Consider the following 25142-nt stretch of genomic DNA (forward strand, 5'->3'; position numbering starts at 1 on the left):
CTCGATGACGACGAGCAGGTCGGGCTCGATGAGTGGGGCAATCGGGCGGCGCTGGGCCGCCCACCGTCGTCGGTGTCCATTCCCGAGTTGTTCGCCGCACAGGTAGGCCGCACGTCGCAGGCGGTGGCGTTGACCTGTGACGGTCGCTCGATCTCATATTGGGAGCTGGACGAGGCCTCGAACCGCTTGGCGCACTTGTTGATTGGGCGAGGCGCGGGTCCGGGGCAGTGCGTGGCGCTGTTGGTGCCGCGCTCGGCCGAGGCGATCGTGGCGATCCTGGCTGTCCTCAAAACCGGGGCGGCATACGTGCCGATCGACCCCGCGCTGCCCGCGGCGCGGATCGAGTTCATGGTCGCTGACGCGGCGCCCGTGGTCGTCATCAGCAGCGCGGACCTGCATTCGCGCCTGGACCGGTGTGCGGTAGCGGTCGTCGACGTGGCTGATCCGGCCGTGCGGGATCAGCCCAGTACCGGTTTGCCGGCGCCGGCCCCGGAGGATGTCGCTTACCGGATCTACACCTCGGGGACCACCGGTGTCCCCAAAGGCGTCGCGGTCTCGCACCGCGGCGTCACCGAATTGGTGGCCGCGGTGGAGAGTCGATTGCCGGTGGGTCCACCGCGGGTGTGGTCGCAATGGCATTCGCTGGTCTTCGACGTGTCGGTGTCGGAGATCTTCGGGGCCCTGCTGTATGGCGGGCGGTTGGTCATGGTGCCCGAGGAGGTGGCCGCGTCACCGGATGACTTGCACGCCTTGCTGATTCGCGAACAGGTCACTGTGTTGAGTCAGACACCCTCGGGGGTGGGGGTGATGTCGCCGGAAGGGTTGGAGTCGACGGCGCTGGTGGTCGCCGGTGAGGCCTGCCCCGTCGAGCTGGTGGATCGATGGGCGCCGGGTCGGGTGATGATCAACGCCTATGGCCCCACCGAGGCGACGGTGTACGCCGCGGTCAGCGCGCCGCTGTCGGAGGGCTCGGGGGTGGTGCCCATCGGTTCGCCGGTGGCCGGGGCGGCGTTGTTCGTGCTCGACGCCGGGCTGCGCCGGGTGTCGGCCGGCGTGGTGGGCGAGCTGTACGTGGCCGGTGCCGGCGTGGCCTATGGGTACGTCGGTCGGGCGGGGTTGACGTCATCGCGATTTGTGGCGTGTCCGTTCGCCGGTGAGGGGGCGGCGGGGGAGCGGATGTATCGCACCGGGGATCTGGTGCGGTGGGGCACTGACGGGCAGTTGCAGTATCTGGGTCGTGCCGATGATCAGGTGAAGATCCGCGGGTATCGCATCGAGCTGGGTGAGGTACAGGCGGTGCTGGCCCGGCTGGACGGGGTGGCGCAGGCGGCGGTGATCGCGCGGGAGGACCGTCCCGGCGACAAGCGGTTGGTCGGCTACATCACCGGTACCGCGGATCCGGCCGATCTTCGTGCCGAGTTGGCCGAGCGACTGCCCGCATACATGGTGCCCGCGGCGGTCGTGACGCTTGACGCGTTGCCGCTGACGGTCAACGGCAAGCTCGACCGGCGGGCGCTGCCCGCCCCGGAGTACGGCGATGTCGATCATTACCGGGCGCCGGCCACTGCCGTCGAGGAGATCCTGGCCGGAATCTTCGCCCAGGTCTTGGGATTAGACCGGGTCGGGGTCGATGAGTCGTTCTTCGATATCGGTGGCGATTCACTGTCGGCGATGCGCGCCATCGCCGCGATCAACACCGCACTGGACGCCGGCCTTGCCGTGCCCATGCTGTTCGAGGCCCCCACGGTGGCCCAGTTGGCGCCCCGCATCGGTGAGGTCGCGAGCCGACTTGCGCCCCTGATTCCGGTGCAGCGGCCCGAGGTGGTGCCGTTGTCGTTCGCGCAGAATCGGTTGTGGTTCATCGACCAGTTGCAGGGCCCTTCGGCGGTGTACAACATGGCGGTGGCGTTGCGGCTGAGCGGACGCCTGAACGCCGAGGCGCTGCGGGCGGCGCTGGCCGATGTGGTAGGCCGTCACGAAAGCCTGCGGACACTGTTCCCGTCGGTGGACGGCGTTCCGCGGCAGCTGGTGATCCCGGCGGCGGAAGCTGACTTTGGTTGGCAGGTCGTGGATGCCACCGGTTGGTCGGCCGGTCGGGTGGAGCAGGCCGTCGCCGCGGTTGTGCGTGATCCGTTCGACCTCACTTCTGAGATCCCTTTGCGGGCAAGGCTTTTGCGCGTCGCCGACGAGGAGCACGTGCTGGTGGCCGTGGTGCATCATATCGCGGCCGACGGCTGGTCGATCTCGCCGATGGTCAGTGATCTGGGGGTGGCCTATGCCGGCCGGTGTGCCGGACAAGCCCCGAGTTGGACGCCGCTGCCGGTGCAGTACGTCGATTACACGCTATGGCAGCGCGAACAATTCGGCGATCTCGACGATGGTGACAGTCTGATCGCCGCCCAGCTGACCTACTGGGAAGACCATCTGGCCGGGCTGCCCGAACGGCTCGAGTTGCCCACCGATCGGCCCTATCCGGCGGTGGCCGATTACCGCGGCGCCCGCGCGATGGTGGATTGGCCGGCCGAGTTGCAGCAGCGGGTCGCTGGGCTGGCGGGCGAGCACAAGGCGACCAGTTTCATGGTGATGCAGGCCGCCCTGGCGGTGCTGCTCGCGAAGATGAGCGCCAGTTCCGATGTGGCCGTGGGCTTCCCGATCGCGGGGCGCCGCGACCCCGCACTGGACGAGCTGGTGGGCTGCTTCATCAACACCTTGGTGTTGCGGGTCGATCTGGCAGGCGATCCCACCGTCGCCGAGGTATTGGCTCAGGTGCGCCAGCGCAGCCTGGCCGCCTACGAACACCAGGACGTGCCGTTCGAGGTATTGGTCGAGCGGCTCAATCCCGCCCGAAGCCTGAACCATCATCCGCTGGTGCAGGTGATGTTGGCCTGGCAGAACTTCGCCGGCGACCCCCCGGCGGAATCGGCTTTGGGCGATCTGGACGTAACCTCGCTGCCCGCGGACACCCATACCGCTCGCATGGACCTGACGTTCTCAGTGGGGGAGCGCTGGACCGATGTAGGTGATCCGGCCGGCATCGGCGGAATGGTCGAGTTTCGCACCGACGTGTTCGATGCGGCCAGCATCCAGATATTGATCGAGCGGTTGGGACGGGTGCTGGGCGCCATGACCGCCGACCCGGCGCGGCGGCTTTCCTCGATCGACGTCGTCGACGAGGACGAGCACGTCCGGATCGAGGCTTGGGGTAATCGGGCGGTGCTGGCTGGGCCCGATCCGACTGTGCGGGTGTCGATTCCGGGATTGTTCGCTGCGCAGGTGGCGCGGGCGCCGGGGGCGGTGGCGCTGTCGTTTGAGGGCTCGTCGATGACGTATCGGGAGCTCGACGAGGCGTCTAACCGGTTGGCGCATCTGTTGGTGGACCGGGGTGTTGGTCCGGGTGAGCGGGTGGGGTTGTTGTTGTCGCGGTCGGCGGAGGCGATTGTGGCGATTGTGGCGGTGCTCAAGACCGGTGCGGCGTATGTGCCGATCGATCCGGTGGTGCCCGCGGCGCGCATCGAGTTCTTGCTTGGTGATGCCGCGCCGGTTGCGGTGGTCACCACCGGCGAGCTGGCCGAGCGGGTGGACGGCCATGGCGTGGCCGTCATCGACGTGGCCGATCCGGGTATCGCGGCCCGGCCCAGCACCGCGTTGCCGGCACCGGCGCCCGAGGACATCGCGTATCTGATCTACACCTCGGGCACGACCGGTGTCCCCAAAGGCGTTGCCGTCACCCACTACAACGTGGTCCAGTTGCTGGCGTCGCTGGAAGCCGGGATGGACATCGACGAGCAGGTGTGGTCGCAGTGGCACTCACTGGCCTTTGACGTCTCGGTGTGTGAGATCTGGGGTGCGCTGCTGCGCGGCGGGCGCCTGGTGGTGATACCTGAGTCCGTGGCGCGTTCCCCGCAAGACTTCCACGCGTTATTGGTGGCTGAACAGGTCAGTGTGTTGAGTCAGACCCCGTCGGCGTTTTACGCCTTACAAACCGCCGATGCGCTCGCGCCCGGCCTGGGGGCTCGATTGAACTTGCGGGCTGTGTTGTTCGCCGGGGAAGCCCTCGAGCCGCGGCGACTGGGAACGTGGCTAGACCAGCATCCGGGCTCGCCGCGCTTGCTGAACCTGTACGGCACGACCGAGACAACGGTGCATGCCTCGTTTCGGGAGATCGCGCCCGGCGACGTCTACAGTGCGGCCAGCCCCATCGGGGTGCCGTTGGCGCGGCTCGGCTTCTTCGTGTTGGATCGCTGGTTGCGTCCGGTGCCGGTCGGGGTGGTCGGTGAGTTGTATGTGGCCGGCGCCGGGGTCGGTGTCGGCTATGTGGGGCGCGCCGGGCTGAGTGCGTCGCGGTTTGTGGCATGCCCGTTTGCGGGAGAGGGCGCGCCCGGATCGCGGATGTATCGCACCGGAGATCTGGTGTGTTGGGGTTCCGATGGGCAGCTGCGGTACGTGGGGCGTGCCGATGAGCAGGTCAAGGTCCGCGGCTACCGCATCGAGTTGGGTGAAGTGCAGGCGGCGTTGGCCGCCCTGGACGGGGTCGAGCAGGCTGCGGTGCTCGCGCGGGAGGACCGCCCGGGCGATAAGCGTCTGGTGGGATATGTGACCGGCACGGCCGACCCGGCCGAAGTCCGTGCCGCGCTGGCCGAGCGCTTGCCCGTGTACATGGTGCCGGCGGCGGTGGTGGTGGTTGCGGCGTTGCCGTTGACGGCGAACGGGAAATTAGATAAGCGGGCGTTACCCGCACCCGAGTACGCCGCAGGCGATCTGTATCGCGCCCCGTCGACGCCGACCGAGGAAATCTTGGCCGGCATTTACGCCCAAGTGCTAGGGCTGGAGCGGGTTGGCGTCGACGACTCATTTTTCGAACTCGGCGGAGACAGCATCTTGTCGATGCAGGTGGTGGCCAGGGCGCGGGCGGCCGGCCTGGTGTTTCGGCCTCGTGATGTGTTCGTCGAGCAGAGTGTGGCGCGATTGGCTCGGGTGGCCGGGTCGGTCGAGGGTGCCGGCGGCCCGGTCGACGAGGGGCTGGGGCCAGTGGTCGCGACGCCGATCATGCGCTGGTTGGCCAACGTGGATGGTCCGGTGGGTCAGTTCAATCAGACGGTGGTGGTGCAGGCCCCGGTGGGGGTTGGCGAGGCCGACGTCGTGGTGCTGGTGCAGGCCCTGCTCGACCGGCACGCCATGTTGCGGCTGCGCGCCGTCGACGATGGTGCCCGGAGTTGGACCTTGAGGGTACCCGAGCCCGGCGAGGTGGATGCCCGGGAGTGCCTGCGGGTGGTCGAGGTGTTGTCCGAGGACGCGTTGGTCGCGGCGCGGTCACGGTTGGATCCCGCTGCCGGGCTGATGCTCAGTGCGGTGTGGGCTGGCTCGACCGGGCAGTTGGCCTTGGTCATTCACCATTTGGCGGTGGACGGGGTCTCGTGGCGGATCCTGTTGGAGGACCTCAATCTGGCGTGGGAACAGCGTCGGGGTGGCCAGCCGATAGCGTTGCCGGCGACGGGCACGTCGTTTGCCCGGTGGTCGGCGTTGCTGGCCGCGCACGCCAGTAGTCCCGCGGTGGTGGATCAAGTCGAGGCGTGGCGGCAGGTGGCAGCGGCCCCGGCGGTGCTTCCGGCGCTGCAGCCCGCGGTGGATACGTTCGCTGCGGCGGGTCATCTGTCGGCGGCCCTGGACGTCGGGACCACCCGGATGCTGTTGGGAGAGGTGCCGACTGCGTTTCACGCCGGGGTGCACGACATCCTGTTGATCGCATTCGGGTTGGCCGTGGCCGAGTTCGCGGTCAGCGCTGGGGGGCCGATCGGCATCGACGTGGAGGGCCATGGTCGCCACGACGAGCTGGCCGCCGATGTGGATCTGACTCGCACGGTGGGATGGTTCACCACCAAGTATCCGGTGACGTTGAACGTCGGGGGGTTGGCCTGGGATCGGGTGGTGGCCGGCGATGCGGCGCTGGGTGCGCTGGTCAAAGACGCCAAGGAGCAACTGCGTGCCCTGCCTGACCCGCTGGGCTATGGTCTGCTGCGATATGTGAACCCCGATGTCGAGTTGGGGGGCTCGGACCCGGTGATCGGGTTCAACTATCTGGGACGACTGGGTGCGACGGCCGAGGTGTCCCACGACCCGTGGCGAGTTTGCCAGGATGTCGCATCGGTCACCCGGGCGGCCGCGGCCATACCGATGCCGCTGATGCACACCCTCGAGCTCAACGCCGGCACCCTGGACACCGACTCCGGTCCGCAGCTGCACGCGAATTGGACCTGGGCGCCGTCGGCGGTGGATCGCGAGCACGTCGACCGGCTGGGCCGGTTGTGGTTCGACGCCCTGGCCGGGATCTGCGCGCACGTCCGCACCGGCGGCGGCGGGTTCACGCCGTCCGATTTTGCTACCGCTCATCTGACCCAGCAGCAGCTCGATGAGCTGCAGCGGGAGCACCATATCGCCGACATCTTGCCGTTGACTCCGTTGCAGCAGGGGTTTTTGTTCCATGCCGGCGCCGGGCTGGGTCCCGATCACGACGTGTATGCGGTGCAACTGGACTTCACGGTGATCGGTGAGCTCGATCCCGATCGGTTGCGCGCCGCGCTGCAAACGGTGGTAACGCGCCATCCCAACCTGGCGGCCCGATTCTCGACCCAAATGGACGAGCCGGTGCAGATCATCCCGGCTGATCCGGTGGTGCCATGGCGGTATATCGAGCCGCATCCCAACGGCATGAGCATTGACGAGCAAGTCCAGGAGGTCTGCACCGCTGAGCGCGTCGCGGTGTGCGACCTCGCCGAACAGGCTGCGTTTCGGGCGGTACTGATCCGCACCGCACTAGGTCGGCACCGGTTTGTGCTCACCAATCACCACATCGTGCTCGACGGCTGGTCGCTGCCGATCCTGCTGCAGGAGATCTTCGCCAGCTATTACGGACGCCCGCTGCCCGCGGCCGCACCGTATCGCAGCTTCGTCGCGTGGCTCATCGGGCGGGATCGCGCTGCGGCCCAAGCGGCTTGGCGTGAGGTGCTGGCGGGCCTGGATGCCCCCACCCTGGTGGGTCCGCCGGGTCAGCTGAGCCAGGCGCGGCGATCCGCGGCCTGGTTTGAGGTGCCGGAGGACACGACCCGGGATGTGGGTGAGTTGGCCCGTTCGCGTCATACCACCGTCAACATCGTGTTGCAGGCGGCATGGGCCCAGATGCTGATGCGGTTGACCGGGCAGCATGACGTGGTCTTCGGTACGGCGGTCTCGGGGCGGCCGCCGGAGTTGGCCGGCGCGGAGTCGATGGTGGGGCTGTTGATCAACACGGTGCCGGTGCGGGCGCGAATCACCACGGCAACCACCGCCGCCGACCTGCTGGATCAGCTGCAGGACGCTCACAATTGCACGCTGGAGCACCAGCATCTGGCTTTGTCCGAGATCCACCGCCTCACGGATCACGACCAGCTGTTCGACTCCATGTTCATCTACGAGAACTATCCGGTCGACACCGAGGCGTTGACCGGCGACTACGACCTGACCGTCACCGAAGTCAACACCAGCGAATCCACCCACTACCCGCTCGCGGTTGCCGCCATGCCGGGTCCTCGAATCGGGCTGCGCGTCGAGTACGACGCCGAGGTGTTCGACGGCTCCGGCATCGACGCGCTGTTCGCGCGATTCCACAAGGTGCTTGTCGCCATGACCGCCGAGCCCACCCGGCCGCTGTCGTCTATCGACCTCCTCGAAGCCGATGAGCAGGCCTGCCTGGACGCGTGGGGCAACCGCGCAGTGTTGGCGCATCTGGCGCCCGCGTCGGCCTCTATTCCGGAGGTGTTTGCCGCGCACGTAGAGCGGGCCCCGGACGCGGTGGCGCTGACGTGCGAGGGGCGGTCGATGACGTACCGCCAGCTCGACGAGGCGGCGAACCGACTGGCGCACCTGTTGGCCGATCAGGGTGTGGGTGCCGGTGATGTGGTGGCGCTGCTCCTGCCCCGCTCGGCCGAGGCGATCGTCGCGATCCTGGCGGTGCTCAAGTCCGGTGCGGCTTATCTGCCGATCGACCCCGCAGTCCCAACGGCCCGGATCGAGTTCATGGTGGCCGATGCCGCGCCGGTCGCGGCGATCAGCAACGCGGATCTGCGGGCCCGACTGGGCGGGTCCGATTTGCCGGTGATCGACGTCGACGACACCCGCATTCCCGGCTGTCCAGCAACGGGTCTGCCGGGGCCGGCCCCCGACGACATCGCGTACCTCATCTACACCTCGGGCACGACGGGTGTCCCCAAGGGCGTGGCCGTCTCTCACCACAACGCGGTCCAGCTACTCGAGGTGGTGGATGGACACTTGCCGACGCCGGCCGCCTGGGCTCAATGCAAATCCCTGGCTTTCGACGTTTCGGTGTCCGAGATTTTCTTCGCGCTACTGCATGGGGGGCGCGTGGTCGTGGTGCCCGAATCCGTGGCGACCTCACCGGAAGATTTCAAGGCCTTGCTGATCGCCGAGCGCGTTGACGTGTTCACCGAAACCCCTTCCGCTCTCGCGGCGCTCGCACCCGAGGGGTTGGAGTCGCTGGCCGTGATGGTGGCCGGTGAAGCCTGCCCTGCTGAGGTGGTAAACCGGTGGGCGCCGGGGCGGCTGATGGTCAACGCGTACGGCCCGACCGAGACGTCGATGGGCATCACGATGAGCGCCCCGCTGGCGCCGGGGACAGGCGTGGTGCCGATCGGTTCGCCGGTGCTACAAGCGGCGTTGTTTGTGCTCGACGCCTGGTTACGCCCCGTTCCGGCCGGCGTGATAGGGGAGTTGTATGTGGCCGGTGCCGGGGTCTCGTATGGGTACCTGAACCGGGCAGGGTTGAGCGCCTCGCGGTTCGTGGCATGTCCGTTCGCCGGTGCGGGGACTCCGGGAGCGCGCATGTACCGGACCGGGGATCTGGTGTGCTGGGGCCCCGACGGTCAGTTGCGGTACTTCGGTCGTGCCGACGAGCAGGTCAAGATTCGGGGCTATCGCATCGAGTTGGGTGATGTCCAAGCGGCATTGGCCGACATCGACGGGGTCGACCGGGCGGTGGTAATCGCTCGCGAGGACCGCCCCGGTGACAAGCGCCTAGTCGGGTACTTCACCGGCACCGCCGATCCGATGACCACGCGCGCCAAGCTGGCCGAGCGGTTGCCGGCCTACATGGTGCCGGTGGCCGTGGTGCCAGTCAGGGCGCTGCCGTTGACGCCCAACGGAAAGCTCGACAGGCGAGCCCTGCCGGTACCCGAATATGTTGTTGCCGAACGCTACCGGGCCCCGGCGAACGCGATCGAGGAGACGCTGGCCGGCATCTTCGCCCAAATCCTCGGGCTGGATCGCGTCGGCGTCGAGGACTCGTTCTTCGATCTGGGTGGTGATTCATTGTTGGCGATGCGCGTGATCGCCACGATCAACAAGACTTTGGATGCCCACCTCGCGGTGCGCACCATATTGGACGCGCCGTCGGTTCGGAGCCTGAGTCGGCAACTGAGCAGCGATGACAGCGCGGCGGAACTGCTGCCGATAGAAGTCCTCAAGAAGGGCACGGGCATCCCGCTGTGCTGCGTCCATGAAGGTCTCGGCCTAAGTTACGCGTATCGGGTATTGGGCGATTACCTCGATTGCCCGATCATCGGAATCAACCAAATTCCGGACAACGGCGAATTTGGCCGGCAATCGATTCGTGACATGGCGAAGGACTATGCCGATCGACTGCAGGCCCTTTATCCAGTGGGGCCTTACAACCTGCTTGGCTGGTCTTTCGGCGGGCCAGTGGCCCATGAACTGGCCGTCGAGCTTCGCCGGCGCGGCTGCGAAGTCCAGCGTTTGATCATGCTGGACCCGGTGCTCGGCGATAGCGGGCCCACGAATACCGTTGCGCCGGAGGAGATTCAGGGCGAGAGTCGCATCTTGGACCTTACGTTGCGATCCAACCGCATCGCTGTTCCCGAACACGCGGAGCCACTCACCTACGAGCGGGCTGAGGAACTGATCCGCCAGCAGGGAAAGGCAGTGGAGTTGATTCTCCCGCCGAGGCAAATCTTCGAGTTCGTGGTTGACAATTACAATTCGAACGGGTCGCACCTGCGACAGCATGTGCCCGGCGTGTTCGATGGCGAAGTGATCATATTTTCTGCCCAGCGAGACGTCGGCAACGAGTCGTCAGACCCGCGAAACTGGAACCCATACGTCGAAGGTGCCATCACGGTGTATCCGGTCGACTGCGGCCACGACGACATGATGGCCGGCGAATCGCTCGCTTTGTACGGGGAACAGCTCAAACTCGTGCTGAAGTCGTGACCCGGCTCCCTCGCGACCGCGTTAGGTGATGTCGCCTGTCAGGTTGAACTCGTCCAGCGTGCGCGCAGCCAACTCGCGCATGGCCAGTTTCGTGTTGTCGGCGCCCGGCTGGTAGGCGCCGACGCTGATGACGATTCTGTCGTGCAGGCGCCAGGACTGCACAGTCATCAGGCCGCCCGTGCGCTCCAGCCACTGTCGCGTCAGGTGTTGAAAACCCAGTCGTCCGGTGACGAACTCGGCGTCGCTGCCATCGAGGCGGCAGACCACCGAGCCAAGGTCACCGAGATTCGAGCACAACACCGGAAGGGCTTCGCTGAGCATCGCGTAGTCCAGCGCGCTCAGCCGTTTCAGGACCCGTTTCGGTATGAACGGGATCAGCGAAGCGACCTGCGAGGACTCTTCGGTGGATGTTTCCCGAAGGGTCACCAGCGCCTGCTTGATCGCGGCGCGCACCTCACGCAGATCTGTCGTCACCCGTGTCGGGTCGACGCTGACACGCGCGAACGACACCGCGTTCGCGCGCATGTCACCCTGGGCCCGGGTGCTGATGGGAAGTTGCACGGTGACGGTGTCGTCACCGGCGCGCCGGCGGCCCACGTGCTCCGCGAATTTCGCCACGAACCCGGCGAGCAGAGTCTTACTGGTTCCGCCGAGCGCGGTCGCGCAGGCATCCCACTCGGCCAGGTCGACCAAGGCCGTGACGGTCGGCACGACGACGACGGGGTCCGCGACGTCGTTGGTGTCGCTTAGCATTGGCGGCCGAGGTTTCTGCGGTTGTGCGGTGTTCTGCCGCTGATTACGGGCCTGCCGTGCCGCCGCGACAAGCGCCCGACCGATCTCAGGCGCCTGCTGCGCCGTTTGGCGGGCATCCTCCACCAGCGCGCGCCGTCGAGTGCGCGAACGTGGCGGTGGATAACCAAAGTCGTGGGTGATGCCCGAAAGGGCCTCGATTCCCGACACGACAAGTCCGAGACCGTCGAGCAGGTAATGGGAAATCACCAGGCTTACCGCGGTGGAGCCATCGGTCAGTGGAAGCACGGCCAGATGCCAACCGGGGCCAGATTCCGGGTCGACGGGGATTTGTGAACGTTCATCTGCCCAGTCGCTGACGTCGGCGCGTGGGCGGGGGTGCTCCGCGATATCGAGGTCCGTCGGGCCGGGGTCGGACACCCATCGATACCGGGCAAATGGCAGCGGCGAACGCTCGATGCGCCTCCCCAGCAACCCACGACTGAGATTGTGGTGAAAACGCCTCACTCCGTCGAAGTCAAGGGGGTGCTCATAAACCCACAGAACCTGCATGATCTGCTTCGGCCCCGTGACGCGCTGCCCCATGAATAGGGCTTGGTCCACGTAGGCGAGGCGATTGTCCAGGCACGCTTCACCGTTGACTGCGCGGGTGCCTACGGAGGCTCGTGCAGGAAGTATCCGCAGTGGCACTGATCAGCCTTTCCGGTTGTTCAACGTGATCCTGCGAGCTTGTCGCACAGCATTTCCGCCAAGCCGCGTATGGTGCCGATGTCGGCGAGGTCGGTGGAATTCATGCGTATTCCCGTTTCGGTCTCAACGCGGGTGCGCAGCTCCAGCGCGCCCAATGAGTCCATGCCGTACTCGGCGAGCGGCCGGTCGACATCCACGTTTCGGCGCAGGGTCAGGCGGACCTGGTCGGAAATCAGTCCCAGCAGCCGGGTGGGCCACTCGTCGAAGGGCAATCCCTTGAGCTCGGCACGCAATCTACTTACGCCCCTTGCGGTTTGGCCAGCGGAGCGGACCGCCTCGAAGAAGGGGGTGTGTTGGGCGAAGGTGGTCGTTGCGGTGCTCATGACCGTATAGCCGGCGTAAGCACGCTCATGACGCAGCAGCGTCTCAAACGCGTAAGCGCAGTCGTCGGCGGTGATGGCGATGTCGACATTTTCGGCGGTAGCGGAGGCGGGCTGACCCCATGGGCCCCACGCGATCGCGGTGGCCGGCAGCCCCTTCGCCCGCCGCCACAAGGTGAAGGCGTCTAGCCAGCTGTGGGCTGCGGCGCAGGCGCCCTGTCCCGGCGAGCCCACCAGAGCGGCTGCCGAGGAGAACGAGCAGAACCAATCCAACGGCTGGCCGGCCGTGGCAAGGTGTAGGTTCCATGCGCCGTAGACCATTGGCGTCCAGCTGCGTTCGATGAGCTCGTCGGTGGTGTCGGTCAGAGCGGCATCATCGGCCACCGTCGCCGCATGCACCACCCCGCGCAACGCAAGGCCGGTGGCCGTCGCCGCCATGACCAAACGCCGAGCCGTAGCTTCCTCGGCGATATCGCCACACTCCACCACAACGTCGGCGCCGATCGCGCGGATGCGCTCAATCTTGTCCAGCGCCTCGGGGGCCGGCTGCGTGAGTGAAGACAACACGATGCGTCCGCAGCCCTCCCCTGAAGCGGGAGAAGCCATTCTCTCGGTCAAGAACAACCCCAGGCTTCCGAGCCCATCGGTGATGATGTAGGCGCCGTCGTCGCGGAAGACCCGGGCCGCCGCCGGCGGCACCTTCACCCGGGTGCGCCCGGTGCGGGGGACTTCTAGCACGAGTTTGCCGGTGTGTCGAGCCTCGCTCATCGCCCGAATCGCGTTGGCGGCCTTCTCTATCGGGTAGGGCGTGCTGTGCGGGATGGGCAGCACACCGTCGGCGCTGAGTCGATACACCTTGTCCAACAACCCGCGCAGCCGGTGCGGGTGGTTCTCGGACATAGCGGCCAGGTCCACGGCGTAGAACGCGAGGTTGCGCCGCAACGGCAGCTGACCCAACCGGAGGTCGCCGAAGCCGTCATGTTTACCGATCTCGATGAATCGTCCGCCGTGCGCGAGCAATTCGACCCCCGCGCGCTGGGCGGCGCCGGTGACCGAGTTGAGCACGATGTCGACCCCATAGCCGCCGGTCTCGCGGCGTATCAGGTCGGCGAAGTCGATGCTTCGTGAGTCGTAAACGTGCGCGATACCCATGTCGCGCAGCAGATCTCGGCGCTGGTCGGTGCCGGCAGTCGCGAAGATCTCGGCTCCCGCCGCGCGGGCGATCGCGATCGCCGCCTGCCCGACACCGCCGGTGCCGGAATGGATCAATATCTTGTCGCCGCTGTCGATGTGGGCGAGATCGTGCAGTCCGTACCAGGCTGTCGCCGTCGCGGTGGTGACTGCGGCCGCCTGCTCGTCAGAAAGGCCGGCCGGCAGAGTAACGGCCGAGCGCGCATCGCACGTCAGGAACGTACCCCACGAGCCGGTGGGACACAGGCCGCCGACATGGTCGCCCACCTTGTGATCGGCCACGCCCGGCCCGACCGCTGTCACCAGCCCGGCGAAGTCGGTGCCGAGCCGCGCTGGGTGGCCGTCGAGTTCTCGCGGCGCGAGACGACCGGATGCTAAGAGGACGTCGGTAAAATCGACGCCGGCCGCGCTGACCGCGACTTCGATCTGGCCGGGCCGGGGCGTAACCCGTTCGCAGGCAACGAGTTCCATCGATTCCAGAGCGCCAGGCGTGCGGATCTGCAGGCGCATCCCGTCGCGCTCGTGGTCTGCTACGGTGGTGCGCCGCTCCTCGGGAAGCAGCGGACTGGGTGACAACCGCGCGGTATACCAGTCGCCGTTACGCCAAGCGGTTTCGTCCTCCTCGGATCCGCTCTCGAGTTGCCGGGCCAGATGTTCGGCTTCGGCGTCGGGGTCCAGATCGATATGAGTGACCCGCAAGTGGGGGTGTTCCGTGCCGACCACTCGGATCAGACCCCGCAGTCCAGCGTGTTCCAGGTTCGGTTCATCACCGGAAAGCACCGTCTGAGCGGCGCGGGTCACCACATACAGGCGAGACGACTCGCCTGGGAGATCTGGCAGTTCACGGATGATCCGCACCAGATGCTCCACACACTCGCGGCCCAGCTGGGGGTCAACCGAGTCACCGTTCTGCGGTCCCATCAGTACCACTACGCCGGTAAACCCAGTGCCGAGAAGATGTTTCCGAAGCTGTTGGCTGTTCACTGCGTGGTCAGCGTGCGGTGTCCAGGACACGGTGGTGCATTGCGAGCCGTGGCTTTTCAGGGCGTCGGGCAAATCGGTGGCCAGAACGTCTGCGACGGCGGTGGTGCTGATCAGCAGCCAGCTTCCGGGGTGGGCGTATTCGACGTCGGGCAGTTCTCGCTGCCGCCATTGGATGGTCAACAGCCGCTCGGCCAGAACCCGGTCTTTCCTGTCCTTCTCGGAGAGACCGGTTTCCAATCGCAACCCCTCTACGGCGAGCAGGACTGCGCCGTGCTCATCGAGCACATCGAGATCGGCCTCGATCCCGGAACTGTCGGCTTTCGATACGCGTGTGTAGCAGTAGTGGGCGTTGCGCGCCGAGGCGTAGGCCCGCAGCCGGCGGATGCTGTGTGGCAGCGCCAACACGTTCCCGCCAACCGCCTGCATGGCCGGATGAGCCGCGACCGATTGGAAACAGGCATCCAGCAGTGCGGGGTGCGCGGTGTAATCATGTTGGCCGGAGCGGATTTGACGGGGGAGCGCGACCTCGGCCACGGCGCTGCTACCCGCCTCGCCCGTGTGCACCGCGCCAAGTCCGGTGAACGCCGGACCGTACTGAACGCCCCGCTCGTCCAGGCGCTTGCGCACCTCGTCGCCGTCTTCGCTGCGCGGATGCGCGGCAAGAAGCGCGGCAATGTCGCGCACGGCGAGGTGTCGTTCGTCAGCGGCGTGCAGGACCGCATTGCTCAGCCGGGTTCTCTCGCCGCCCCGGAATGCCTCCACCGCGAACTCGACCGCCCCTGCGGACGACAACGACGCCGAAGCGCCGATCGCGGTCTGCTCATCCAGCGCTAGCGTCCGCTCGAAGTGGATGTCGCGGACTTCCGAAATCTCGCCCAGCACCGTGTGCGCGGCGGCCAGCGCCATCTCGCAGTGGGCCGCCGCCGGAAGCGCAGGGACACACTGGATCTGGTGATCGTCGAGCCACGGCTGGGCGGCGGTGCCGACCTCTCCCTGCCAGACATGACGCTCCGGCTCTTCCGGCAAGCGCACGTGCGCACCCAGCAGCGGGTGGGCCGAAACAGTGCATCCGGCGGCGGTGGCGGAGGATTGGTGATCGTCACGGTCCAACAGCAGCCGGCGGTGCGTCCACGTCGGCAGGGGCGCGTCTACCAGTCGCCCGCCCGGATAAAGCGCGGAGAAGTCGACCGCTGCGCCCGCATTGTGCAGATCCGCCAAAAGGCCGCGCAGCCCGTGCCGCAGCGCTTGCTCGCTTCGCATGCCGGCCAAGGCGGCCACCGAGATGTCGAGGCTTCGAGCGTTCTGTTCGAGATATGTGTCGAGCAGGGAATCCGCCGCCAGCTCGGCGAAAACCCGGTGGCCATCCTGCATCGCGGCCTGGACCGCCGCGGCGAACCGCACCGTGCGCCGCACATTGTCGACCCAGTAGCGGGCATCGCACACCGGCAGCTCGCGAGGGTCGAACTGGCTCGCGGAGTAGATAGGCACTTCTGGCGTTGCCGGTGACAGCTCAGCCAGCGCCTCCGACAGTTCATCGAGGATGGGTTGGACCACCGGGGTATGCCATGCCGCGTCGGTGACGATTTCGCGAGCTGCCACCGTCCGTGATTGCCACGCTTTCACCAGTTCGCGCACCGTCTCGGTTTGGCCGCCGACGATGGTGGACTCGGGTGAAGCCACCACGGAGATCACAACGTCCCTGATCCCACCGGCCATCAACTCGGAAAGCACTTGCTGCGCCGGCATTTCCACCAGGGCCATCGCACCGGAACCGGCGATGCGCGCCATCAGCCGGGAGCTGCGGCAGATGACCCGCACCCCGTCTGCCAGCGACAGCGCGCCCGCGACCACTGCCGCCGCGGTCTCGCCCAGCGAGTGCCCCACCACCGCGCCGGGGCGCGCGCCGTAGGACTTCAAGGTGGCCGCCAACGCGACCTGCATAGCGAACAGCGTCGGATGCACCCGGTCTACGCCGGTCATCACCTCCGGTGACCTCATCGCTTCGATTACCGAAAAGCCCGACTCCTGCGCGATCAGTGGTTCGACCGCCGCAATCGCGGCAGCAAACGCCGGCTCGTTGGCCAACAGGTCGGCCCCGATGATTGCCGACGGCGACCCGTGACCGGAGAACACCCACACCGGGCCCCGGTCGTCGCGTCCGGCCGCCGCCCGATACGAAGTTTCGCCGTCGGCGATCTGGAGCAGCCCCGCCGCCGCCTCGTCGAGGTTGGCGGCGACGACCGTGGTGCGCACGGGGCGGTGGCCACGACGGCGCGCAAGGGTATACGCCAGATCAGGCAGCGACACCTCGTCATGTGACTGCATCCAGCTGGCCAATCGCCTTGCGGTGCGGCGCAATTCGCTGGACGAGGTGGACGAAAGCGTCAAGAGTAACGGCGGCTGGAGAAGCGATGTCGCTCCTTCGGCCTCTACATCGGGCTCGAAAGTTTGCGGCGCTTGCTCCAAGATCGCGTGGGCGTTAGTACCCGAGAACCCGTAGGCCGATACCGCTGCCCGCCGCGGTTGGAGGTCATCGCTCGGCCACGGCGTGTTCGACTTCGGCACGAAGAGCTTTGTGTCGATTTGCGCGAGCTCATCCGGCAGGCGTGAAAAGCGTTGATTTCCGGGTATTGCGCCGTGCCACAGGGCCAGGGCCGCCTTGATCAAGCCGAGCGTTCCCGAAATCGATTGGCTATGTCCGAAATTCGACTTTGCCGAGCCGAGCGCGCAGGGACCGGCAGCGCCGTAAACCTCTGCCAGGCTTGCGAATTCGATCCGATCACCGACCGGGTCGCCGCTGCCGTGCGCCTCGACCATGCCGACGCTGCCGGCCTCCACCCCCGCCGCTGCCAGGGCCGCCCGGTAGGCGGCTACTTGTGCCGGCCGCGACGGTGTGGTGATGGCCGCAGTTCGGCCACCGTTGTTCAGGGACGTGCCGCGCACCACGGCCAAGATTCGGTCCCCGTCACGCAATGCATCCGGTAACCGCTTGAGCAGCATCATTGCGCTGCCCTCGCCGATGGCGAAACCATCGGCGGCGACGTCGAATGCGTGGCAGCGCCCGGTCGCCGAGAGCACGCCGCCGGCTGATCCGGCGGCGTATCTTCGTGGATCCAGCGTCAGCGAAACGCCGCCCGCCAGCGCCAGATCGCATTCGCTGTCGTGCAGGCTGCGACATGCGAGATGCACCGTGACCAGCCCAGACGAGCATGCGGTATCCACCGTTATCGCCTGGCCGCGTAGGTCCATGGCGTAGGCGATTCGTCCGGACGCCATGCTGCGACTGTTACTCAGGAATCCGTACGGGCCCGCCTGAGTGTAGGAATCGGCCGCCACCGAGAGGTAGTCGTCGTGCGACACGCCGACGTAGACGGCGGTCCGCGACCCGGCCAAACTCGCCGGGTTGAGGCCCGCGTGTTCGACTGCCTCCCACGACGTTTCCAGCAGCAGCCGATGCTGCGGGTCGATCGCGGTCGCCTCACGCTCCTCGATCCCGAAGAACTCGGCATCGAACCCCGCGGCGTCGTCCAGGAACGAGCCCCACTTCGACACAGACCGACCGGGCACCCCGGCCTCGGGGTCGTAATATTCCTCGGCGTCCCAGCGGTCGGCGGGGATCTCGGTGATCAGGTCATCGTCGCGCAGCAACGCTTCCCATAACCGGTCCGGCGAGTCGATTCCCCCTGGAAGTCGGCACGCCACACCGATGATGGCAACCGGGGTGGCAGGCCTGGCCGCGCCGGGCGAACAGCTCAATGACTCCGATCGACGTGCATCATCATCATCGATGGCCCGGAATGCAACCATTCCGCCTCCTTACGGGCAACGACCACCTGGCCTTGCCCCCCTGCTTGACTCAAGACCCGGTCCCCCGATTACCAGCTCCACCACCCACGCCGCTTGATCCTTTACACGTCGGCGATATCGGTGCCGCCAGCGGCCCACATGGCAGGGCGATGGTATTACGCGCGCCGCCGACGATTTTAAAAAGTTGATAAGATCGTTACCTAACCGTGATATTAGCTGGGCTGTGTTCACAGTCAAGGCTGTGGACGGATCGCGACCCCGTGACCGCGTCCGCCGATCCGGTTGTCATCGACGGTGACGACCCGCCGCTTGGCGACGGGCCCCTCGCACACTCGGCCGCGGGGGATCGGTCCTGCTTAGCGGCTACGCAAGCGTCAATAACCGTGATCTCACTTACCGGCGCTCCGGCGCGGCGGCGGCGACGCTTTGGGTATCGCGCGCTCAGGCCACTCCTCGGCCGTCCGTGCGCGTCCACAACCGCCTCGCGGTGGCGGCAGGGTGTTTGCTCGCGGCGGTTGACGCCCTTACCGGAGCCCTGCCTCGGCGAGCGGCGTGGCTGTCGGTGGCTAGCCCGACGACGCTCCATCGCCAACGGGTCATCGCAGCACAGTTGGCGCCGGGTGCGATGGCCGTACCGCGCCCCGCGTCATCAGGAACATTTGCCCGAACCCACCACTGTGGCTGTGGGCTTCCGGGTATCGTTTGGGGCGGTTTCACTCAATCTCGACTACAGGATCTGGAGAATCACTCGGTGAGCGTCAATCCGTTCGACGACGACAGTGGCAGCTTTTTCGTGTTGGTCAACGACGAGGAGCAGCACAGCTTGTGGCCGACCTTCGCCGATGTTCCGGCTGGTTGGCGTGTGGTTTACGGCGAAGCCGACCGCGCTGCGTGCCTGGACTACATCGAACAGAACTGGCCCGACATACGGCCGAAGAGCCTGCGCGACAGGTTGGCAGCCGGCAAGGCGTCTGACGAGTAAGCCTGCAGTCGCGCCGCATCGCAGGGGCCGCGAAATTTACGTTGCGTGAACCGTCACGTTCCGGGCCCACGTGCCAGGCACCGCAGGGAAGTCGCCGCAATGCGGCAGCCGGGATGTGCCGCTTAGTCGATCTCACCGGTCAGGTCGAACTCGGCCAGTGTCTGCCCGGCCAGCTCGCGCAAAGCGGTCTTGGTGTTTTTCGCGCCCGGTTGATAGGCCTCGATGGTGATGGCGATCTTGTCGCCGATCCGCCAGGACTGCAGCATCATTTGACCACCGGTCCGCTCGAGCAGTTGCCGCGTTAAGTTTTGCCCGCTCACCCGGATGAGATGCAGCCTGTTGAGGGCCGCTTCGATGACGGCGTATTCGGCCTCGTTGCCGGCCAGGGCCAACACCAAGAAGCCGAGGTCGCCGAGATTTGAGCAGAACACCGGGTGATCCGGGTCGGCGCCCATCGCATTGCCAATTCGTCTCAATATCCGCTTCGGCGTGAACGGGACCAGCCACAGCAGCTGCACCGACTCATCTGGTGTCTCCCGCAGCGTGTCCAGCGCCTGCTTGACCGCGGCACGGACGTCGCCGAGATCCGTTGTCACCGGGGTCGGGTCGACGCTGAAGCGGGCAAACGATACCGCGATCGCACGTGTATCGCCCTCGGTGCGGGCGCTCATAGGGAGTTGCAAGGTGACGGCACCATCACCGGCACGTCGACGTCCCATGCGTTCGCCGAGTTTTGCTCCGAATCCTGCGAGTAGCGTCCTACCAGTTCCGCCCAGAATCTTTGCGCGCGCATCCCATTCGTCCGCGTCGATATGCAAGGTGACGACCGGCACGACAACGCCTTCATCGGCCCCGCCTCCGCTGACGGCGACGGGTCGCGATTCCGTTGCCGGGGTACTGTCCGGCCGACGGCGACGGGCCAGTTTTGCTGCGACGGCAAGCGCGCGGCCGACTTCGCGCGCGTCCCGCCCGGCTTCGCGGACGTCCTGTGCGATGGCGCGCAGTGGGCTGCGCGAATGTGGCTGCGGGTAGCCAAGTTCGAGCTGTTTGTCTATTAACGCATCAGCGATCACGAGGGCGAGCCCGAAGCCGTCGATGAGGTAGTGCGAAACCACCAAGCTGACCGCGGTCGAGCCGTCGGCAAGCGGGAGGACGCCGATATGCCAACCGGGACCCGATTCCGAATCGGTGGGCATCTGCGAGCGTTCGTCGGCCCAGTCGCTGAGTTCGGCACGTGGCCGGGGACGCTCGGCGACGTCGACGTCCGATGGAACATGGTTAGTCACCCACCGATATCGCCCGAACGATGAACGCTCGATGCGCCGCCCGAGCAGCCCGCGACCCAGATTTCGGTTGAACCGCCTCACCCCATCGATGTCGATAGCGTGCTCGTAAATGAACACGACCTGGATGACCAGGTTCCGGCCGTTGGCGGTGTGTTCTGCGAACACGGCGTGGTCCGCGAACGCGAGCCGATTGTCCGGCAGCGCATCACGTTTCGAGGCGCGGCGTGTTCTGGATGCTCTAAGGGGGCGTATCCGGGCTGGCACCGCCCGAACCTTACCTTGCCGGCTCATGTCTCTCGGCTCTTTGGCGCTGCCAAGCTTATTCCTGAACCTGGTTGCGCCCGATTCGCGGCGTGACGAGAGCAGCGGAGGGCATCGCGTCAAACTCGAGGCCACTCAAAATCCGGTCATGTATGGGCCATGAATGCGCCGCGCGCACCGGGTGGTGCTGCACGGGTCGGCTATTAGTTTAGATCGCCGGCGTCGATAGCTTTCTTGACTTCCTGGGCATGCGCCACCTGCTGTGCGGTGTAGCCGATGAGCAGCGCAGCCACACCGACCACGACGGCCACGCCGGCCAGCCACAACAGCCCAAAGGTATAGCCCTGATCCAGGGCATGTAGCTGGGCGGGATTCATGGACTTCGCCGGTCCACTAGTCCCGCCTAATGACACGGTTCGCGCTGTGACGACAGCCTGGATGACGCCCATCACCACCGGCCCGCCGAGGCCGTAAAGCATAAGCGAGATCGCGGACGTGGGCCCGATCCGATCGGGACCAACGCCAGCGATTAATGACAGCACGATTGGCGGGTCGGCTATGCCGATACCGATACCGCCCACGACGAGCGGCACGAGCAAATTGGGGAAGTACGGGATGCCACGATGAAACGTTGAGCAGTACAGCATCGCGCCGAGCACGAGCATCCCGCCGGCGAGCACCAATACCCGCGGCGGAAAACGCGTTACCAGCCGGGAGGACAAAGCCACCCCGGCCCCACCGGCAAGGACAAATGGGATGAAGGCGAGGCCTGCGTGCAGGGCGCTGTAGCCCAAGAGGTTCTGCACATACAGGGTGACCAGCACTGTCAGGGTTAAGAGCACGCCACCGGCGAGGAAGATGGTAGCGAACGTGGCGAGCCGGTTGCGGTCGAAGAATAAGTCAAGCGGCACGATAGGGTTCTCAGCCAGGTGTTCCACGACGACAAACGCCACAAAAGCGCCCAGTGTCACCGCACCCGAACCGATCGTCGCGCCCGACAGCCAGCCCTTCTCCGGTCCCATCGACACGGCGACAATCGCGGCGATAGATGTCAACGTCGCCAGCCCTGCCCCCGTGATGTCGAGCTTCAGCCGTTCCAGCTGAGTTTCCCGTAGGGCGCTTCGACCGAGGTAAATCGCCAGCAGCGCAATCGGCACATTCAACAAAAAAATGAGCCGCCATGACACTTCGGTAAGGGCCCCGCCCACCACCAGGCTCATCACCGAGCTGAGACTGGCCGTGGCGCCCAAAACCCCCACGGCAGCGTTACGTGCCGGTCCCTTCGGGAAGGTGGTCGAGATCAGCGCCAAACTGGTGGGTGCGATGATCGCGGCCGCCGCGCCCTGCAGAAGCCGGGCCGTGACGAGGGTGCCTCCGTCTTGCGCGATACCGCATACCGCCGACGCGATGCTGAATAGGCCGACGCCGACCATAAAGGTGCGTTTGAGCCCGATTGCGTCACCGAGGCGACCGCCCACTAGCAGCAGGCCGCTGTAGGTCACTATGTAGCCAGTGATCACCCAGCTCCGCCCGGCATCTGACAGGTTTAGCTCGTCCTGGATCTTGGGGAGAGCAACGACCGCGATGGTGCCGTCCATCGTGGCCATGAGCTGCACGGAGCCGATTGCAATGACTGCGGCGATAAACCGACGAGCTGGCAGCCCGGCCATGAAGTTATTGCTCGCACGGCCGAGCGTGGTCGGTTTGAAGGGCATGTATCGCTCATTCCGCGCGTCTGTCGCATTGCGACCCGCGCTGTGTCGTCTTTTGGGGTGCTGCCAGCCCTACATCATTAGAGCCGTCATAGCAGCGCACGCTACCGCAACGATACGAATGTTTTTTCGTGAACCCGCAGATGGCCGTTCTAGCACCAATGGCCCAGGGTCCGCCTCAGGGGCGCCTGGCAGTCCAGAGCCAGCGGTGAGGTCACGCGAATATGGTTGGCCTCGGTACTCGGTCCTGTGATCGTGCGTTGGCGACGTGCCGCACGACGCCCAGTCGCGTCGGTTGGCACACCTCGATAGATTCACCACTTCATTCCGCAAAGGTAATCGCCAATCCGGAGACCAATGACTGCAGGCCATCGTCAATGGTCGCTTAGCGCGCCAGTAGAGCGTTTCATCGTCGCCTCGACGGTACGGCGCAGATTCCTAGTGCAGTCGCGTCGACACGCTCGCTACTACTTGCATTCGAAGGGCAGATAGCGGCGATCTCGCGGGTCAGGTCATGGTGTGATTACAGCGCCGCGCCGATCTACAGGCAGGGCGGCTCGCGCGCAGATACGTACTTCAGCGAAGACTCGTCAAGTAGACCTTCCGCAGGCGCAGCGGACCGAGAGTCAGGCGCAGCCGACTGAGATTGGAGTCATGCAGGGCGTCCAGTCGCAACTCGCGCTTTCGCTCGAGCTTCGCTATCGCGATAAAAGGTCGCCAGTTTACCCTCCGTCGGCTCCGGGTAGCTCTAAACTGGCGCGACGAATTCTTCAGGATCGTGCGGGACCCAAACATCCGTAAAGAATCGTCGAGCGCCTTGATGTATACGGCCAGTATGTTGTCCAGACGAGCCGGCCGGGGTATTAGCGCCTGAGCGGCTGGTTGAAGGCCATGGAGCGGTCAACGCCTGCGGCCTTCTGACATAGGTGGGTAGATGTGGTTGTTTCGCGGTGGTCGGGTTTCGGTGCCAATTCGATAAAACTTGAGGAACTTTCGCATATGCAGTCGAGACTTGGGATATGTTGCGAAGCGGCTACGCCGGTCGGGGGCTGATGCTTTATATCGCAGAACACGCACGTGGTGAGGGTCGAGCAGGGCACGGTAGCTGGCGCGGTGAACGCGCCGCCCTATCGCGCTGTTGTGGGCAGTGGGGGGGAGAATCAGTCGTAGGCAAGCGCCCCGCCGGCTCTCAGGAACTGCTAATTAGTAGTACGCAAATGAAAGGCTAGGACTTTCGGGATGAAATTTGCTCTGGCAAGCTATGGAACTCGCGGCGACGTCGAGCCCTTCGTCGCCGTGGGTCGTGAGTTGCTACAGAGAGGGCACGACGTGCGGATTGCCGTCCCGCCCAATCTGGTTGGCTTCGCCGAGGCGGCGGGGCTTTCCGTGGTTGCTTGCGGGCCGGATTCGCTGGCATGGCACAACCTGCACCTCGAATTTACGACGCGTCTATCGCGCGAGTTCTGGAAAGTCCAAGATCTGTTCAAGCTGGTTCGGGAAGATCTGCGCCTATTTTCGCAGTGCTGGAAAGATATTGGTACGGCACTGATGTCGCTGGCAGATGGGGCCGATCTACTATTGAACTTCGTATATGGCGAGCAGGCTGCTCTCAACGTCGCGGAGTTTTATGACATTCCGTTGGCCACCCTGCACACGGTCCCGATTCGGGCCAACGGTGAGCTTGTTCCGACCTTCCTCTCGCCATTTGGTCGTATCGGAATGACTGTGGACGATTGGCTGACGTGGCGTTTGTCAATGAAGAAGTTAGGGGACAACCAGCGCCGCGAATTGGGCTTGCCAACTGCTAAAGGCCCCACGTCGCGGCAGATTGCTGAACGTGGCTCGCTTGAGATCCAGGCGTACCATGACGTTTGCTTTCCCGGCTTGAAAAGCGAGTGGGCGAAATGGGAGGGTCGTCGGCCCTTAATTGGCGCTCTGACAATGGAGTTGGAGACGGAAGCCGATGAAGAAATTCTCTCGTGGATCGCAGCAGGTCAACCGCCAATCTATTTCGGCTTCGGCAGTACCGCAATTATGTCTCCCGCCGAGACAGTCGCCATGATCAGCGCAGCTTGCGCGGAGTTGGGTGAGCGCGCATTGGTATGCGCCGGCTGGAGTGATTTCAGTGGCGTCCCCGATTTCGAACACGTCAAGCTAGTCAACACTGTCAACCACGCCGCGATCTTTCCGGTCTGCCGCGCGGTCGTCCACCACGGCGGCGCTGGCACACTAGCCACAGCTCTGCGCGCAGGGGTCCCTCAGTTGATTCTTGCGACGTTGCGGATGCATCAGCCGATTTGGGGAAATGCGGTTAAGCGGATGAAGATAGGTACTGGCCGCCTCCTCTGGAAAAGCACCACTGATTCGCTCGTTTCGGACCTGCGCACCATCCTCGATCCAGAATATGCTGCCCAAGCGCGTGAGATCGCGACACGGACCAGCAAACCCTCCGAAAGCATCGCGGCCGCCGCCAATCTTCTGGAAGAGTCTGCCCTCCGCGGCACGGCATCCGAACGGCGACCACCGTCATTGCGGTGACTGGCGCGGCAATCCGGCGAGTCGCCCGGGTTTCCTTGACCTGCTCGCGTTGGTCGATTCAAAATCTCCGGCGCACCGCTCCGACGATAACTCGGCAAATTCTGATACCAAGGAAGAATAGTCAGCGTTGTGTGCGAACCTCTCAAATTATCCTCGGCGTCCACTGATTCCAGTGCCGGGCGACCGTTTTGACCACTCAATGAAGCAGTGAGCGGCAGGGCCCTCACGCTTCTTGGATAGGCCAATTGAGTTCGGGTGCGACACCTTTGAGCCGCATGCATGTTAG

At 65.4% G+C, this 25142-nt stretch carries 6 protein-coding genes and 2 pseudogenes; 4 read left to right on the top strand and 4 right to left on the bottom strand.

Annotated elements, in window-relative coordinates:
* Nucleotides 1-123: 123 nt before the first annotated feature.
* Both AC5Y4T_RS14320 and AC5Y4T_RS14325 read left to right on the top strand, forming a co-directional pair.
* Nucleotides 124-9456, top strand: a pseudogene (locus AC5Y4T_RS14320) (amino acid adenylation domain-containing protein); the annotation flags it as partial.
* A 132-nt stretch (nucleotides 9457-9588) separates the two neighbouring features.
* Nucleotides 9589-10275: pseudogene (locus AC5Y4T_RS14325) on the top strand (thioesterase domain-containing protein); the annotation flags it as partial.
* A gap of 21 nt (nucleotides 10276-10296) precedes the next feature.
* Here the strand turns inward: AC5Y4T_RS14325 and AC5Y4T_RS14330 are convergent.
* Entirely contained in the window at nucleotides 10297-11649 is a 1353-nt protein-coding gene (locus AC5Y4T_RS14330) for a hypothetical protein (RefSeq protein ID WP_499953957.1), read from the bottom strand.
* 86 nt (nucleotides 11650-11735) lie between these two features.
* Entirely contained in the window at nucleotides 11736-18077 is a 6342-nt protein-coding gene (gene pks2 / locus AC5Y4T_RS14335) for a sulfolipid-1 biosynthesis phthioceranic/hydroxyphthioceranic acid synthase (RefSeq protein WP_499953922.1), read from the bottom strand.
* 751 nt (nucleotides 18078-18828) lie between these two features.
* Between pks2 and AC5Y4T_RS14340 the strand changes: the two genes are divergently transcribed.
* Nucleotides 18829-19059, top strand: coding sequence for an MbtH family protein (locus AC5Y4T_RS14340; protein WP_499919798.1), 231 nt, complete (start codon nucleotides 18829-18831; stop codon nucleotides 19057-19059).
* 122 nt (nucleotides 19060-19181) lie between these two features.
* On the opposite strand, the gene AC5Y4T_RS14345 is transcribed toward AC5Y4T_RS14340, so the two are convergent.
* Together AC5Y4T_RS14345 and AC5Y4T_RS14350 are read right to left on the bottom strand one after the other, a co-directional pair.
* Nucleotides 19182-20609 (bottom strand): hypothetical protein, encoded by a 1428-nt coding sequence (locus AC5Y4T_RS14345; RefSeq protein WP_499953959.1) that lies wholly within the window; start codon nucleotides 20607-20609, stop codon nucleotides 19182-19184.
* Nucleotides 20610-20809: 200 nt separating this feature from the next.
* Nucleotides 20810-22321 carry an MFS transporter gene (locus tag AC5Y4T_RS14350; protein ID WP_499919799.1) on the bottom strand — a complete coding sequence of 504 codons (1512 nt, stop codon included), beginning with the start codon at nucleotides 22319-22321 and terminating at the stop codon, nucleotides 20810-20812.
* Nucleotides 22322-23557: 1236 nt separating this feature from the next.
* Between AC5Y4T_RS14350 and AC5Y4T_RS14355 the strand changes: the two genes are divergently transcribed.
* Complete coding sequence (locus AC5Y4T_RS14355; protein ID WP_499919800.1) at nucleotides 23558-24856, top strand: glycosyltransferase; 1299 nt, start codon at nucleotides 23558-23560, stop codon at nucleotides 24854-24856.
* The last annotated feature ends 286 nt before the right edge of the window (nucleotides 24857-25142 follow it).

Source organism: Mycobacterium sp. NGS11 (assembly GCF_059813315.1).

Coding starts and splice junctions, on each gene's coding strand:
- pks2 (WP_499953922.1), bottom strand. CDS start 18,077: ATGGTTGCATTCCGGGCCATCGATGATGATGATGCACGTCGATCGGAG.
- AC5Y4T_RS14350 (WP_499919799.1), bottom strand. CDS start 22,321: ATGCCCTTCAAACCGACCACGCTCGGCCGTGCGAGCAATAACTTCATG.
- AC5Y4T_RS14355 (WP_499919800.1), top strand. CDS start 23,558: ATGAAATTTGCTCTGGCAAGCTATGGAACTCGCGGCGACGTCGAGCCC.